The following is a 15,956-nucleotide window of genomic DNA, read 5'->3' as shown; positions in this document are numbered from 1 at the left end:
CCCCCGCACCGCCCCGCACCATGGCCGCCACCTGCATAACCCCAATAACAACAGGTCTGACACCATGAGCACTTTCAACCCGCGCCGGCTTTTGCTGGCAACCGCTGTCGCCAGCATTGCCCTCCCTGTTGTCGCTGAAGAACACGGCTTCCTGGAAGACGCCAGCGCCAACCTCAACCTGCGTAATTTCTTCTTCAACCGCAACTACACCAATCCCACCAAGACCCAGGGCGGCGCACAGGAGTGGACGCAAAGTTTCATCCTCGACGCCAAATCCGGCTTTACCCAGGGCACCGTCGGTTTCGGCGTGGATGTACTGGGCCTGTACTCATTGAAGCTCGATGGCGGACGCGGCACGGGTGGCACCCAGCTGTTGCCGCTGGACCACGATGGCCGTCCGGCGGATGAATTCGGGCGTCTGGGCGTGGCGTTCAAGGCACGGGTTTCAAAGACAGAAGTGAAAGTCGGCGAATGGATGCCGGTGCTGCCGATCCTGCGTTCGGACGATGGCCGCTCGCTCCCGCAAACCCTGCGCGGCGGGCAAATCACCTCCAAGGAAATCGACGGCCTGACCCTGTACGGCGGCCAGTTCCGCGCCAACAGCCCACGGGACGACAGCAGCATGACCGACATGTCCATGTTCGGGAAAACCGCGTTCACCTCCGACCGCTTCAACTTCCAGGGCGGCGAATATGCCTTCAACGACAAACGCACCCAGATCGGTGTGTGGAACGCCCAACTCAAGGACATCTACAGCCAGCAATACCTCAACCTGATCCACAGCCAACCGGTGGGCGACTGGACCCTGGGCGCCAACCTCGGGTTCTTCTATGGCAAGGACGACGGCAGCGCCCGCGCCGGTGACCTCGACAACAAGACCTGGTCCGGACTGTTCTCGGCCCGATACGGCGGCAACACGTTCTACGTCGGCCTGCAAAAACTCACCGGCAACAGCGCCTGGATGCGCGTCAACGGCACCAGCGGCGGCACCCTGGCCAACGACAGCTACAACGCCAGCTACGACAACGCCCAAGAAAAATCCTGGCAGGTACGCCATGACTATAACTTCGCCGCCCTGGGTATTCCGGGCCTCACGCTGATGAACCGCTACATCAGCGGCAGCAACGTACACAGCGGCACGGTGACCGATGGCAAGGAATGGGGACGGGAAAGTGAAGTGGCCTACGTGGTGCAGAGCGGAGCGCTGAAGAATCTCAATGTGCGCTGGCGTAACTCCAGCATGCGCCGGGACTACAACAACAACGAGTTTGATGAAAACCGGTTGATCGTCAGTTACCCGATAAGCCTGCTGTAAAGCCTCGACAGTCTTGTTGTATGGTGCGCGCGTGTCATGGATGACCCGCCCCAGCAGCCAATGTCATTCGAGTCCGCCATGAAACACTTCGCCACCGTATCGGCCGCACTAGCCCTGGCCCTGAGCCTCAGCGGTTGCATCGGCCCGCCCCTGGCGCTGACACCGCAAACCGAACAACGCCTGAAAACCGAGGCGCCGATCCGTTTTTTGCTGACCTTCGATGACGGCCCCAGCGCCTCGGGCTTCATGAACCCCAGCCGTTCGGTGATGGCGGACCTGGCGAACAACCCGATACAGCCGGGGATCAAGGCGGTGTTCTTCCTGCAGACCGAGGCGCCCCGCTCCGGCGGCAACCCGCGGGGCTACAAGACCATGGAGCGCGAATACGCGGCCGGCCATATCCTGGGCTTCCACACCGCGACCCCGTGGCACAGCAACCATCGCTTGCAGAATCCGGCTGAACTGGAGCACTACCTCAGCCTGGGTTCGTCGACCCTCACCTCCATCACCGGCCAACCGCCCACACTGGTACGCCCGCCGTTCTGGAACTATGACAAGCGCACCTTCGCCGCCTATCAGCAACACGGCATGCATGTGTTGCTGACCGACCTGAGTGCAAACGATGGGGTGATCTGGGTGTTCAACGGCAGCCCGCGTCGACGGGAAAACCTGATACGCCAACTCTCGGTGGTGCGCGAGCGCATCGCCAAAGGCGAATTACCGACGGTGGACGGCGTGATCCCGGTGGTGGTGACCTTCCACGATATCAACCGCTACACCGCCTGGCACTTGAAGGAATACCTGCAAATCCTGCTGGACAGCGCCCATATCAATGGCGTGCCCCTCGCCACACAGCCTTTCTACACCGACCGGGCAACCTTGCAGCGAGCCGCCATGGCCCGCACGGTAAAAAGCGCCGACGAAGTCGTGCACCTGCCAGGTGTGTGGAATTGGGTGTGGGACGCTGACTCGCACTAGGCGCGCGACTCTACCCCCAACTCATCCCACACCGACTCGGCCAAGTGAAACGTCGCATTGGCCGCCGGAATCCCGCAATAGATCGCGCTCTGCATCAGCACTTCCTTGATCTCGGCGCGGGTCACACCGTTGCTCGCGGCGGCGCGCAGGTGCAGCTTCAGCTCTTCGCTGCGGTTCATGCCGATGAGCATGGCGATGGTGATCAGGCTGCGGGTATGCCGCGGCAGCCCCGGGCGGGTCCAGATGTCACCCCAGGCGTGGCGGGTGATCATTTCCTGGAACTCGCTGTTGAATTCGGTCAGGGCGTTGAGGCTGCGGTCGACGTGGGCGTCGCCCAGCACTTCGCGGCGCACTTGCAGGCCTTCGGCATAACGTTGTTTCTCGTCCACAAAACGCTCCTCATGCAACGGTGACGACAGGCACATACCTGTGGCGAGGGAGCTTGCTCCCGTTGGGTCGCGCAGCGACCCCAGTGAGGCCGCTGCAGGGTTTTACAAATAGTTGGGTTGCGGCTGCTCAGGGGCTGCTACGCAGCCCAACGGGAGCAAGCTCCCTCGCCACAGGGTTCAGCGATACTCAGCGCGATAGCAGAAATTCCAGCACACGGTCGCTGAACGCCGCACCGGCTTGCACGTTGGACAAGTGCGCGGCATAGAACTCGGCATACTCGGCGCCCTGCACATGCGCCTGGATAAAGTGCCCACCCGCCGGCGGCGTCACCGCATCTTCGCTGCCTGCGATCACCAGGGTCGGCACCTTGATCGACGCCAGTTGCTCGCGGAAATCCGCGTCGCGCACGGCCGCGCAGTTTGCGGCATAACCCTGGGGATCAGTCGCCGCCAGCATATCGGTGATCAGCTTGGCCTGGTCAGGATGAGCCTCGGCGAAGTCGGCGGTGAACCAGCGGGCAATTGACGCATCACGCAGGGCAACCATCGCGGCCGCACCGTCGCGCAGGACCATCTCGATCCGCGGGTTCCAGATCTCGGGCGTGCCGATCTTCGCGGCGGTGTTGCACACCACCAGCCGGCGCAAACGCTCACCCGCGTTGATCCCCAGCCACTGGCCGATCAGGCCGCCCATGGACAACCCGCAGAAATGCGCGCGCTCGATCTGCAACGCATCCAACAGCGCCAACACGTCACGGCCCAACTGCTCGATGCTGTAGGGACCTTCGGTGACCAGCGACTTGCCATGGCCGCGGGTGTCGAAACGCAGCACCCGGAAGTACTGGGTGAACGCCTCGATCTGGATGTCCCACATATGCAGGTCGGTGCCCAGGGAGTTGGACAGCACCAGTACCGGTGCATCTTCGGGGCCATCGAGTTGGTAGTTCAGTTCGCCATCGGCGAGTTGTACAAATCCCACAGCAGCCTCCTCAGGCAGTCAAAGCAAAATGTTCGGCCACGGCCCGGGTGACCCAGGTGTGCGCCTGGCCCAGGTAGTGCGCCGGGTCCAGCAGGCGATCGAGTTCGGCCGCCGAAAGCTCGGCAGTCACTTGCGGTTCATCCCCCAGCACCGCCCGCAGGTGGCGCCCGTCGGCGACGGCGTGTTTGCAGCATTGTTCCAGCAGATGGTGCGCGGTTTCGCGGCCCAGGCGCTGGGCGAGGACGATGCTGACCGCTTCGGCCAGTACCAGGCCCTGGGTCAGATCAAGGTTTTGGACCATGCGCCGGGGGTCGACTTCCAGGCCTTCGCTGACCAGCAGCGCCTGATGCAATGCACCGGATACCAGCCGGCAAATCTCCGGCAGGGTTTCCCATTCGGCGTGCCACAGGCCCAGGCTGCGTTCGTGTTCCTGGGGCATCGCGCTGAACATCGTTGCCACCAGGCCGGGCACTCGCGTGGCAGCGCTGATCAGCACGGCAGCGCCCACCGGGTTGCGCTTGTGGGGCATGGTCGAAGAGCCGCCCTTGCCGGGGGCCGACGGCTCAAACACTTCCGCCGCTTCGGTCTGCATCAGCAGGCTGATGTCGCGACCCAGCTTGCCGAGGCTGCCGGCGATCAAACCGAGCACCGAGGCAAACTCCACCAGGCGGTCGCGCTGGGTATGCCAGGGTTGCTCCGGCAGGCCCAGCTGCAACTCGGCGGCCAGTGCTTGCGCCACCGGCATCGCCTGTTCGCCGAGGGCCGCCAGGGTTCCGGAAGCACCGCCAAATTGCAGCACCAGCAAACGCGGCTTCAGCTCACTGAGACGTTGCCGGTTGCGGGTGACTGCGCCGAGCCAACCGGCGATCTTCATGCCCAGCGTGACCGGCGTTGCATGCTGCAGCCAGGTCCGGCCCGCCAAAGGAGTTGTCCCGTAACGCTGGGCCTGGGCGGCAAGAATGTCCCCCAACCGCGCCAGATCATGTTCGATCAGCTCGACCGCACTGCGCAGTTGCAGCACCAGGCCGGTGTCCATCACATCCTGGCTGGTAGCGCCCAGATGCACATAACGTTCGGCGCCGGCATCTTCGCTGGCGATCAACTTGCCGAGGGCCTTGACCAAGGGAATCGCGGAGTTGCCTGCGGTGGCGATGGCGTCGCCGAGGGCATCTACGTCGTAGAGAGAAGCCAGGCAGGCCTGGGCAATGGGCGCGACGGCCGCTTGCGGAATCAACCCGACCTGAGCCTCGGCCCGGGCCAGCGCCGCTTCGAAATCCAGCATGCCCTGCAAACGCCCCTGGTCGCAGAACACTTCGGCCATGCCGTTGGCGGTGAAGTAGGCGTCGAACAGTTGGTTGCTCGTGCGCATAGTCATAACACATCCCTAGGTGGCGCATACCCGGCAACGGGCATGCGCCAGCCGGTTACAGATCGTGGTGCAAATACGCCGCCTCTTTGGGCAGGCGCAAGCTGAACAGGAACGCCACCGCCATCATCGCCGTGACGTACCAGTAGAAGGTGTTCTCCATGCCCATGGACTTGAGACCCAAGGCCACATACTCCGCCGAACCACCGAAGATCGCGTTCGCCACCGCATACGCCAGGCCCACGCCCAGTGCGCGTACTTGTGGCGGGAACATTTCGGCTTTCACCAGGCCGCTGATGGAGGTGTAGAAGCTCACGATGGCCAGGGCCAGGGTGATCAGCACAAAAGCCAGGAACGGGCTGCTGACGGTTTTCAGGGTCAACAGGATGGGTACAGTGCACAGCGTGCCCAGGGCGCCGAACCACAGCATCGAGTTACGGCGGCCAATCTTGTCCGCCAGCATGCCGAACACCGGCTGCATGCACATGTAGAAGAACAGCGCGCCGGTCATGATGTAGCTGGCGGTCTTGGCGTGCATCCCGGCGGTGTTCACCAGGTACTTCTGCATGTAGGTGGTGAACGTGTAGAAAATCAGCGAGCCGCCGGCGGTGTAGCCGAGCACAGTGATAAACGCCGCCTTGTGATCGCGGAACAGCGCGGCAATGCTGCCGGCGTCCTTGTCTTCACGCATTTCCTTGCTGGTGGTTTCTTTCAGGGTGCGACGCAGCAACAGCGAGATCACCGCCGCAATGGCGCCGATCACAAACGGAATGCGCCAGCCCCAGGCCCGCAGTTCTTCTTCGGTGAGGATCTGTTGCAGGATCACCACCACCAACACCGCCAGCAGTTGCCCGCCGATCAGGGTCACGTACTGGAACGAGGCGAAGAACCCGCGCTGGCCCTTGAGGGCGACTTCACTCATGTAGGTGGCGGTGGTGCCGTATTCGCCGCCGACCGACAGGCCCTGGAACAACCGGGCGACCAACAGCAGGGCCGGGGCCCAGGCGCCGATGTCTTTGTAGGTGGGCAAAAAGGCGATGACCAGGGAACCGGCGCACATCATCAGCACCGAGATCATCATGGAATTCTTGCGACCGTGTTTATCCGCCACCCGGCCGAACAGCCAGCCGCCGATGGGGCGCATCAGGAAGCCGGCGGCGAACACGCCGGCGGTGTTCAGCAGTTGCACGGTGGGGTCGTCCGACGGGAAAAACGCCGGGGCGAAATAGATGGCGCAGAAGGCATAGACGTAGAAGTCGAACCATTCGACGAGGTTGCCGGAAGAGGCACCGACAATCGCAAAAATCCTTTTGCTGCGTTCTTCTCCGGTGTAGTGGCTGGTTTTTGTTGTCATGTTTTTTCACTCAGTGGGAACGGTTATAGCCTAGACATACTTTGCAACAACCATGTTCCGCAAGCAGACTTTTGGATATTTGTTGCCTGGGCCGGCCTCATCGCGGGCAAGCCCGGCTCCCACATTTGGAATGCATTCCCCTGTGGGAGCTGGCTTGCCTGCGATAAATCCGCAACCCACTCAATAATCGAAGAACACCGTCTCTTCGTCTGTGCCCTGCAAAATCACATTCCACTGATACACACCCGCCGCATCCGCCTTGGCGATCAACGTGCGGCGGCGCTCCTGCGGCACACACGCCAGCAGCGCGTCATCCCCATTCGCCGCTTCACCGTCAAAGTAAATCCGCGTCAGCAGGTGCTTCACCAGCCCACGGGCAAACACCAGCACCACCAGGTGCGGCGCCTGGGTCGTGCCCTTCAACCCCGGCACACTGCCCGGCTTGATGGTGGTAAAGCGAAACCGCCCTTCGGCATCCACCGGCACCCGGCCAAAGCCTTCGAAGTTCGGGTCCACCGGTTTGTCCTGCTCATCCTCGGGATGGTCGTACTTGCCGGCCGCATTGGCCTGCCAGACTTCCAGCATGGCGTCGTTGACCACATCGCCATTGCCATCCACCACCTGCCCGGTGATCGCCACGCGCTCGCCGAGGGTGGCGGCAACGGTCAGGTCTTCGCGGTTCAGCCAGGTCAGGCCGATGTGGTAATACGGCCCGACGGTGTGGGAAGTAGTCGCGTTGAGGCTCATCTCATTTCTCCATCGGCGTGGCGTCGCGGCCGCGCAGGACGATGTCCCAGCGGTAGCCGAGGGCATAGTGCGGAATGGTTTTTTCCAGATCGAACGAGGCGATCAGGCGCTCCTTGGCGGACGTGTCCGGGACGCAGTTGTAGATTGGGTCGTAGGCCAGCAGCGGGTCACCGGGGAAATACATCTGCGTCACCAACCGCGTCAGCACACTCGGGCCGAACAGCGAGAAGTGGATGTGCGCCGGGCGCCACGCGTTGTGGTGATTGCCCCACGGGTAGGCGCCTGGCTTGATGGTCTGGAACTGGTACCAGCCGTCGGCGTCGGTGACGGTACGCCCGGTGCCGGTGAAGTTCGGGTCCAGCGGTGCGTCGTGCTGGTCGCGCTTGTGGTTGTAGCGGCCGGCAGCGTTGGCCTGCCAGATTTCCACGAGGATGCCGGGAACGGGCAGGCCGTTTTCATCCAGCACGCGCCCGTGAATGATGATGCGTTCGCCCTGGGGTTCGCCTTCGTGCTGGGCGGTCAGGTCGTTGTCCTTCTCGTTGACGCGCTCGGCGCCGATGGTCGGGCCGGTGATTTCCGACAGGGAATGGGGCAGGAACACCAACGGCTTGGACGGCGAACGCAGGTTCGTCGACTGGTAGGCCGGGTGCAGGTAATCAGGCTGAGTACCCGCTTGCGGGCGCCGGTATCCGGGCTTGTCACTCATGGAGCAATCCTCTTTATTCTTGTGGGTCTCAAACGCGTTCGATTGCCAGGGCCAGGCCTTGGCCCACACCGACGCACATGGTCGCCAGGCCTTTGCTGCCACCGGTTTTTTCCAGCTGATGCAGCGCGGTCAGTACCAGGCGCGCACCGCTCATGCCCAGCGGATGGCCAAGGGCAATCGCGCCGCCGTTCGGGTTGACCTGCGGTGCGTCGTCGGCAATCCCCAGTTCACGCAGCACGGCCAGGCCCTGGCTGGCGAAGGCTTCGTTGAGTTCGATCACATCGAAATCAGTTACCGCCAGGCCCAGGCGCTCCACCAGTTTGCGCACCGCCGGCACCGGGCCGATGCCCATCACACGCGGCGCCACACCGGCGCTGGCCATGCCCAGCACCCGGGCGCGGGCGGTCAGGCCGTGTTTTTTGACGGCTTCAGCAGAGGCCAGAATCAGCGCAGCGGCACCATCGTTCACACCAGAGGCGTTGCCTGCGGTGACGGTCTTGTCCGGGCCGTTGACCGGCTTGAGTTTGGCCAGGGCTTCCAGAGTGGTATCGGCCCGCGGATGCTCGTCGTGCTCGACCACGGTTTCGCCTTTTTTGTGGGCGACACGCACCGGTACGATTTCTTCGGCGAAGAAACCGGCGGCCTGTGCAGCGGCCGTACGTTGTTGGCTGCGCAGGGCGAAGGCGTCCTGGTCGGCGCGGGAGATTTTATAGTCGTCGGCCACGTTGTCAGCGGTTTGCGGCATCGGGTCGACGCCGTACTGGGCCTTCATCAACGGATTGATAAAGCGCCAGCCGATCGTGGTGTCTTCCAGCTTCATGTTGCGCGAGAACGCCGCATCGGCCTTGCCCATCACGAACGGCGCGCGGGACATCGACTCGACGCCACCGGCAATCGCCAGTTCCATCTCGCCGCTGGCGATGGCGCGGAAGGCCGTGCCGATCGCGTCCATGCCCGAAGCGCACAGGCGGTTCAGGGTGACGCCGGGAATGCTCTCCGGAAGACCCGCCAACAATGCCGCCATGCGCGCCACGTTGCGGTTGTCTTCGCCGGCCTGGTTGGCGCAGCCGAGGAACACTTCGTCCACCGCGCTCCACTCCACCGACGGGTTGCGCTCCATCAGCGCCTTGATCGGCAGTGCCGCCAGGTCATCGGCGCGCACGGTGGACAAGCCACCGCCAAAACGGCCGATGGGGGTACGAATGGCGTCACAGATAAATACGTCGCGCATCAGGCTTCTCCGGGGGCTTGGCCGTGGGCGGCAGCGGTGCGTGCCTCAAGGTCGCGCAGGGCAGTCAGTTCAATCTCGGTGGGTTCGGCGCTGGTGGTCACCTGGTCGGCAAAACGAATCGCCCAACCGGTGGCGGCCACTACTTGCTCACGGGTCACGCCGGGGTGCAGGGCGGTGACGACAAATTCGTGGCTGCCCTCCTCCGGCTCCATGATGCACAGGTCGGTAATAATCCCTACAGGACCGGCGCCTGGCAGACCCAGGCGTTTGCGCGAGTCACCGCCTTCGCCGTGACCGACCGAAGTGATGAAGTCCAGCTTGTCGACAAACGAACGAGCCGACTGCTTGAGGATGATCAGCACGCTCTTCGCGGAGCCGGCGATCTCCGGCGCGCCACCGGCACCTGGCAGGCGCACTTTGGGCTGGTGGTAGTCACCGACCACGGTGGTGTTGATATTGCCGAAACGGTCGACCTGGGCCGCGCCGAGGAAGCCGACGTCAATGCGCCCGCCCTGCAGCCAGTAGCGAAAAATCTCACCGGTCGGCACCACGGTGTCAGCGGTTTCAGCCAGCTCGCCGTCACCGATGGACAGCGGCAGCACCGAAGGCTTGGCGCCAATCGGGCCGGACTCGTAGATCAGCACCACATCCGGCGACGACGTCAGGCGCGCCAGGTTGGCAGCCTTGGAGGGAAGGCCGATGCCGACGAAGCACACCGAACCGTTCTTCAGGCGGCGCGCGGCGGCGACGGTCATCATTTCGTTGGTCGAGTAAGCCATTATTTGGCCTCCTGCGCGGTGGCCAGCTTGGCCTGGAATTCACTGAAATTGGCGGTGCCGTGGATGTATTCGTTGATCCACGCAGTAAACGTCTCACGGTCCCGGGCGATGGGGTCCCAGGCCTGGTAGAAACGGTTGTCACGCTCGGTGTAACCGTGGGCGTAGGACGGATGCGCGCCACCCGGCACATGGCACACGGCAGTCAGGGCCCAGGTCGGCAGCACGCAGGCGTTCATCGGCGCATTGAGGTCGTCGACGATTTCTTCAACGGTAACGATGCAGCGCTTGGCCGCCAGGGCCGCTTCCTTCTGCACCCCGAGGATGCCCCACAGCAGCACGTTGCCCTTGCGGTCAGCCTTTTGCGCGTGGATCACGGTGATGTCCGGGCGCACCGACGGCACGGCCGCCAGTACTTCACCGGTGAAGGGGCAGGTCACGGTCTTGATCAGCGGGTTGACCTTGGGCAGGTCGGAGCCGGCGTAGGCGCGCAACACCGCGAATGGCAGGCCGGAGGCACCGGCGACGTAGGCATTGGCCAGGTCGGCGTGGCTGTGCTCTTCGATCTCCAGCGGTTGCGGCCATTGCTTTTCAACGGCGTCCCGCAGGCGATGCAGTGAACCCACGCCCGGGTTGCCGCCCCAGGAGAAAATCAGCTTGCGTGCACAGCCGGCGCCGATCAACTGGTCGTAGATCAGGTCAGGCGTCATGCGCACCAGCGTCAGGTCTTTCTTGCCCTGACGAATGATTTCATGACCTGCCGCCGTAGGGATCAGGTGAGTAAAGCCTTCGAGTGCAACGGTGTCGCCGTCATTCACGAACTGCTTTACCGCATCAGCCAGCGAAAGGATTTCAGCCATGGGGTGGGCTCCCGGTATCGATCGAAAAAGGCGCTGGAGGCAGCGCCGAAGTGCTTGAAGATTAAGCCGGGGGTCGGGGCCAAACAATCCGATAATCGACTGAGTGTTCGATTATCGAACGGATTGTTGTCTTGCTATCGGTCCGTTTCAGGTAGCGTCGGCATGGCTGACCATGCCCTTGATCACCACCGCGGTGGTGGCCAATGCCGCCGGGATCACCAGGGCGGTCAGCACCTGTTCGAAGTTCCAGCCCAGGCCCAGCAAGGTCGCGCCCATCCACGCCCCGAGGATCGCGCCAAAGCGGCCGATGCCGAGCATCCACGACACGCCCGTGGCGCGGCCCTGGGTCGGGTAGAAACGTGCGGCCAGCGACGGCATCGCCGACTGCGCACCGTTGACACACATGCCGGCAATCAACACCAGAGTCGCCAGCAGCGTGATATTGCCCAGGCTCTGCCCCACCGCGTAGGCAAACACTCCGGCCAGCAGGTAGAAAGTGCCGATGACCTTGTGCGGATTGAACCGGTCCATCGCCCAGCCCACGCCGACCGCACTCAATACGCCGCCAAACTGGAACAACGCACCGATAAACGCGGCCTGTTCCATGCTGGCGCCGCTGTCGCGCATCAGGGTCGGCAGCCAACTGGTCAGCAGGTAAACAATCACCAGGCCCATGAAATACGTCAGCCACAACAGCAAGGTGCCGGCGCTGTAGGTGCCGGAGAAGATCACCGCGAACACGTTGCGCGCCTTGACGGTTTTCTGTTCGGGCACGCTGAAGCTCGAGGCCTGGGCGACGATGCCCGGCTCGATAGGCGCCAGGGTCTTGCGCACCTTGTCGGTGCCGCGATTGCGCACCACCAGGTAACGCGCCGACTCCGGCAGCCAGAACAGCAGCACCACCGCGAGGATCAGCGGCAACAGGCCGCCGATCATCAGCAGGCTGTGCCAGCCATACGCCGGGATCAGCTTGGCCGAGATAAACCCGCCACCGGCCATGCCCAGGTTGAAGCCGCAGAACATGCTGGTCACCAGCAGGGACTTATGGCGTTCCGGGGTGTATTCGGAGAGCAGTGTCGTGGCGTTCGGCATGCCGGCGCCCAGGCCGAGACCGGTGAGGAAGCGCAGGATCAGCAGTTGATCGACGTTGCTGCTGTAGGCCGAGGCCAGGCTGAAGGCCCCAAACACCAGCACCGCCCCCACCAGCACCACCTTGCGCCCGAAGCGGTCGGCGAGTGGGCCGGAGCCCAGGGCGCCGAAGACCATGCCGATCAACGCGGCACTCATTACCGGGCCGAGGCTGGCGCGGTCGATGCCCCAGTCCTGGGACAGCGCCGGGGCGATGAAGCCCATGGCGGCCGTGTCGAGGCCGTCGAGGAAGACGATGAGAAAACACAGGATCACCACTCGCCACTGATACCGCGACAGCGGCTGGGCGTTGATGAAGGACTGAACGTCCAAACAAGTACCGACAGCAGGTGAAGGCTGATTCATTATTTTTATTTCCACACCGATGGGCGGGCGAACGACCTTGAGTCGTCATTATTATTGGGGCGGCGCCTTGAAGCGCTGCCGCACATTAATAAGCCTTGGGAAACACCGTCAATTCATCCAGCCGGGATCTGTGCGGTCACCGAACAGCTTACGCAAACAGCTGCGCGCTCAGCTCCTGGCTGGCACTGAGCATGCTCGGCAGGAAACGCTGCTCCAGCTCGCTGCGGCTGACCCGCCCGGCATGGGTGCTGACGTTCAGTGCCGCCAGGACCTGGCCCGAAGCGTCGTACACCGGCACGGCGATGGAACGCAGCCCTTGCTCCAGTTCCTGGTCGACAATGCACCAGCCCTGCTGCCGCACTTCCTGCAGGCATTCGAGCAAGGCTTGCGGGGTGGTGAGGGTGCGGCTGGTCTTGGTTTGCAGGTCGGCGTGGTCGAGGTAGTCCTGCAGCGAGGCGTCATCCAGCGCCGCCAGCAGGATACGGCCCATGGAGGTGCAGTAGGCCGGGAGACGGCCGCCCACGGAAAGGTCGACGGAAATCAGGCGTTGGGTGGTGGCGGAGCGGGCAATGTAGAGGATGTCATCACCTTCCAGGGTTGCCATGTTGCACGCCTCGTGGAGCTGCTCGCTCATGCGGTCCAGGTAAGGCTGCGCCGAAACGGCCAGGGGCGTGGACGACAGGTAAGCGTGGCCGAGGGTCAGCACCTTGGGCAACAGCGAATAGGTACGCCCGTCGGTGGTGGCGTAGCCGAGTTTGATCAGGGTATGCAGGCAACGGCGTACGGCAGCGCGGGGGATTTCCGTGCGGTGGCTAATCTGGGCGATGGTCAGGTGGCGCTTGCGCTCCTGGAATGCCTGCACCACGGCCAGGCCGCGTGCCAGGGAGGTCATGAAATCCGGATCACCGGTAAACGCCTGGATGCGCTTGGCCGGTGACGCAACGATCGGCGGCGCCACTGATGCGAAGGAGTTGCGCAATTGATCGTTCATTTGGGGTCCTTTCTCTTATTTTTAACCGCTGCGGGAGGGTGACCGCTATTACAAGCCGCCGTGCAATGGCTGCACAAGGCAGGGCAACCAACATTGGGCGATTATCGGACGGTCATTCGATTATCGCAATTTGTCACCGCCGACCGGTGCCGGAACCCCTCTACATCCATTTGAGTGCCTTTCAGAATCGACTGATGTACGAGAGAAGTTAAGGTTGATTAACGCCTGTAGAACATTGCATGATTTATGGCGCCAATAGTTCAGCAAATACCCCACACACCTGCGTAACAAAACCCTCACACAAAGTTGACGATTTTTAACTTGTTGGCGATAGTGTTATTCAAGCGCGTGGCTATAATGCATCCTGTGCAGGAGCCAGCCTCGCCTGACCCCGAGGATAGATTTCACCCAGTCGTGCACCGGCTGCGTGCAGGCTCCGCCGCAAGTACCTGACACACATTTCGAATGCCTGCCAACTGCTTGTGGCTGTGACAAGAAAACTGTTGCTACGACAACTGCTCTTCTCCGGTATCGTGGCCGCGTGCAATAAAGAAGTGGTTTTTCCTGTATACCTTTCCACGCTGATCTTCAGATTGACGGTATACCGGGGGCGACTTCCCGGCATCGCGTTTCGCCGGAATCAAACTCAACTCAATTAGGTAACAATGTGACGAAAGACGAACTGCGCGCGGAACTTGAGCGCCAGGAACAACGTTACAAGGATGTTTACGGCGGGGAAGTCACCACCTACGCCGCCCAGCCAGAACCTGAACGCAAGCCATGGCGCAAACGAGCCAGCCTGCTCGACCAGGCCTTTGCCCAGGAAATCCAAAAGATTGAACAGGACCTCAAAGCCGAAGAGCCATAAGCGTTTCGGGTTGAGCTTCCAAAGGTGCCATCTCTCTGCCAGTACCACGCTGGTGGAGGGAAGCCCGTTATGTGGCCTTAGCGAAATTTCATACGATTGTTTCAGTTATTCCCTTCCGGCGCTTTATCCCGCGAATTTGATGGATCCTCCATATAAATCAATCACTTGCCAAAGCCCCGAAAACACCGGGATGCACGCCTCCCCCCCATTTTTTTTCGTTGAAGAATGTTACCGATGAGCAGCTAGTGCATTGATTACCGATGTTTTCTGGCATAATCGCGCCCCCTTACGACCGGGTCAGAAAACCTTCATGATCGATTTATTCAGCGGACTGGATGCTTGGGTTCTAGTGAGCCTGTTGCTCGCCCTGGCCTTTGTCCTCGCCTTCGAGTTCATCAATGGCTTTCATGACACCGCTAACGCGGTTGCCACAGTCATCTATACCAAAGCCATGCCTCCGCATCTGGCCGTGTTCTTCTCCGGGGTGTTCAACTTCCTCGGCGTGTTGCTCGGTGGGGTCGGTGTTGCGTATGCCATCGTGCACCTGCTGCCGGTGGAGTTGCTGATCAATGTGAACACCGGCCACGGTCTGGCCATGGTCTTCTCATTATTGGCAGCGGCGATCACCTGGAACCTCGGCACCTGGTATTTCGGGATCCCGGCGTCCAGTTCCCACACCCTGATCGGTTCGATCCTCGGTGTCGGCCTGGCCAACGCCCTGATCAACGACATTCCCCTGGCTGACGGCGTCAACTGGCAGAAAGCGATCGATATCGGCGCTTCGCTGGTGTTCTCGCCGATGGCTGGTTTCGTGGTTGCCGCCCTGGTGCTGCTGGGCCTGAAATGGTGGCGCCCGCTGTCGAAGATGCACAAGACACCGGACCAGCGCCGCAAGCTCGACGACAAGAAGCACCCGCCGTTCTGGAACCGCCTGGTCCTGGTGATTTCGGCGATGGCCGTGAGCTTCGTGCACGGCTCCAACGACGGGCAGAAAGGTATTGGCCTGATCATGCTGGTACTGATCGGTATCGTGCCGGCGCAGTTCGTACTGGACCTGGGCAGCACCACTTACCAGATCGAGCGCACCCGCGACGCCACGCTGCACTTGAATCAGTTCTACCAGCGCAATCAAGAAACCCTCGGTGAGTTCCTGGCCCTGGGCAAAAGCGTGAAAGACGATTTGCCGGGCAAGTTCCAGTGCAATCCGCAGCAGACTGAACCTACGATCAACGCCCTGCTGGGGACCTTGAAAGGTGTCTCTGACTACCATTCGTTGACCGCCGAGCACCGGATTGAAGTGCGTCGTTATCTGTTGTGCCTGGATGACACCGCGAAGAAGGTGGGCAAGTTGCCAGGCCTGGATGCGCGTGAGAAGTCGGACCTGGACAAGTTGCGCAAGGACCTGACGGCGACCACCGAGTACGCGCCGTTCTGGGTGATCCTGGCGGTGGCACTGGCCTTGGGCCTGGGCACCATGGTGGGCTGGAAGCGTGTGGTGCTGACCATTGGTGAGAAGATCGGCAAGCAGGGCATGACGTATGCCCAGGGTATGTCGGCGCAGATCACCACGGCCAGCATGATTGGCCTGGCCAATATCTTCAGCTTGCCGGTTTCCACGACCCATGTGTTGTCTTCGGGTGTGGCGGGGACCATGGTGGCGAACAAGAGCGGGCTGCAAGGTGGCACCGTCAAGACCATTCTGATGGCTTGGGTGTTGACGCTGCCGGCGACTGTGGGCCTTTCGGCCGGGTTGTTCTGGTTGGCTTCCAAGGCTTTGGGTAGCTGACAGCTCTTGGGCTTGTGAAGAGGGTGCGACCTGTGAGGGTCGTGCCTTTTTTTATGGCTGGGGTTTGGGTGTATATCCGTTATTTAGGTAACGGCCACTTATGGTTCCGCTCTTAC

General features: G+C 62.0%; 15 protein-coding genes. 4 read left to right on the top strand and 11 right to left on the bottom strand.

Annotated elements, in window-relative coordinates; genetic code table 11:
* The first annotated feature begins 64 nt into the window (after positions 1-64).
* Positions 65-1,315, top strand: a complete 1,251-nt coding sequence (locus tag HX786_RS15345; protein ID WP_177036909.1) for an OprD family porin — start codon at positions 65-67, stop codon at positions 1,313-1,315.
* A 78-nt stretch (positions 1,316-1,393) separates the two neighbouring features.
* Positions 1,394-2,293 (top strand): polysaccharide deacetylase family protein, encoded by a 900-nt coding sequence (locus tag HX786_RS15340; RefSeq protein ID WP_166742188.1) that lies wholly within the window; start codon positions 1,394-1,396, stop codon positions 2,291-2,293.
* Here HX786_RS15340 and pcaC read toward each other — a convergent pair.
* The 11 genes from pcaC to pcaR form a co-directional block, all read right to left on the bottom strand.
* On the bottom strand, positions 2,290-2,682 hold the full coding sequence (gene pcaC / locus HX786_RS15335) for a 4-carboxymuconolactone decarboxylase (protein WP_003219813.1): 393 nt from the start codon (positions 2,680-2,682) through the stop codon (positions 2,290-2,292). The genes HX786_RS15340 and pcaC overlap by 4 nt on opposite strands.
* 187 nt (positions 2,683-2,869) lie before the next feature.
* Complete coding sequence (pcaD, locus tag HX786_RS15330; RefSeq protein WP_003219815.1) at positions 2,870-3,661, bottom strand: 3-oxoadipate enol-lactonase; 792 nt, start codon at positions 3,659-3,661, stop codon at positions 2,870-2,872.
* A 10-nt stretch (positions 3,662-3,671) separates the two neighbouring features.
* On the bottom strand, positions 3,672-5,036 hold the full coding sequence (locus tag HX786_RS15325) for a 3-carboxy-cis,cis-muconate cycloisomerase (protein ID WP_178912299.1): 1,365 nt from the start codon (positions 5,034-5,036) through the stop codon (positions 3,672-3,674).
* 49 nt (positions 5,037-5,085) lie between these two features.
* Complete coding sequence (locus HX786_RS15320; protein WP_003219818.1) at positions 5,086-6,381, bottom strand: MFS family transporter; 1,296 nt, start codon at positions 6,379-6,381, stop codon at positions 5,086-5,088.
* Between the two features lie 180 nt (positions 6,382-6,561).
* Positions 6,562-7,128, bottom strand: coding sequence for a protocatechuate 3,4-dioxygenase subunit alpha (gene pcaG, locus HX786_RS15315; protein ID WP_003219820.1), 567 nt, complete (start codon positions 7,126-7,128; stop codon positions 6,562-6,564).
* Between the two features lies 1 nt (position 7,129).
* Positions 7,130-7,834, bottom strand: a complete 705-nt coding sequence (gene pcaH / locus HX786_RS15310; protein WP_003219824.1) for a protocatechuate 3,4-dioxygenase subunit beta — start codon at positions 7,832-7,834, stop codon at positions 7,130-7,132.
* Between the two features lie 28 nt (positions 7,835-7,862).
* Positions 7,863-9,068 carry a 3-oxoadipyl-CoA thiolase gene (pcaF, locus tag HX786_RS15305; protein WP_178912300.1) on the bottom strand — a complete coding sequence of 402 codons (1,206 nt, stop codon included), beginning with the start codon at positions 9,066-9,068 and terminating at the stop codon, positions 7,863-7,865.
* Entirely contained in the window at positions 9,065-9,847 is a 783-nt protein-coding gene (locus HX786_RS15300; protein WP_172834582.1) for a CoA-transferase subunit beta, read from the bottom strand. Before HX786_RS15300 ends, pcaF begins: the two co-directional genes overlap by 4 nt.
* Positions 9,844-10,701 (bottom strand): CoA transferase subunit A, encoded by an 858-nt coding sequence (locus HX786_RS15295; protein ID WP_003219830.1) that lies wholly within the window; start codon positions 10,699-10,701, stop codon positions 9,844-9,846. Before HX786_RS15295 ends, HX786_RS15300 begins: the two co-directional genes overlap by 4 nt.
* 147 nt (positions 10,702-10,848) lie before the next feature.
* The gene (locus tag HX786_RS15290; RefSeq protein WP_003219832.1) at positions 10,849-12,195 is read right to left on the bottom strand and encodes an MFS transporter; all 1,347 of its coding nucleotides are present in this window, start codon (positions 12,193-12,195) and stop codon (positions 10,849-10,851) included.
* A 148-nt stretch (positions 12,196-12,343) separates the two neighbouring features.
* Positions 12,344-13,186, bottom strand: a complete 843-nt coding sequence (pcaR, locus tag HX786_RS15285) for a pca regulon transcriptional regulator PcaR (protein ID WP_003219833.1) — start codon at positions 13,184-13,186, stop codon at positions 12,344-12,346.
* Between the two features lie 667 nt (positions 13,187-13,853).
* Here pcaR and HX786_RS15280 point away from each other — a divergent pair.
* Together HX786_RS15280 and HX786_RS15275 are read left to right on the top strand one after the other, a co-directional pair.
* A complete protein-coding gene (locus HX786_RS15280; protein WP_003219834.1) occupies positions 13,854-14,054 on the top strand; it encodes a hypothetical protein in 201 nt (66 codons plus the stop codon).
* Between the two features lie 310 nt (positions 14,055-14,364).
* The gene (locus HX786_RS15275; RefSeq protein ID WP_003219836.1) at positions 14,365-15,840 is read left to right on the top strand and encodes an inorganic phosphate transporter; all 1,476 of its coding nucleotides are present in this window, start codon (positions 14,365-14,367) and stop codon (positions 15,838-15,840) included.
* Positions 15,841-15,956: the final 116 nt, after the last annotated feature.

Source organism: Pseudomonas sp. 21615526 (genome assembly GCF_013386245.1).
GTDB lineage: Bacteria > Pseudomonadota > Gammaproteobacteria > Pseudomonadales > Pseudomonadaceae > Aquipseudomonas.
The sequence above is the reverse complement of the archived record's forward strand: the minus strand, read 5'-3'. Positions and strand labels throughout refer to the sequence as shown.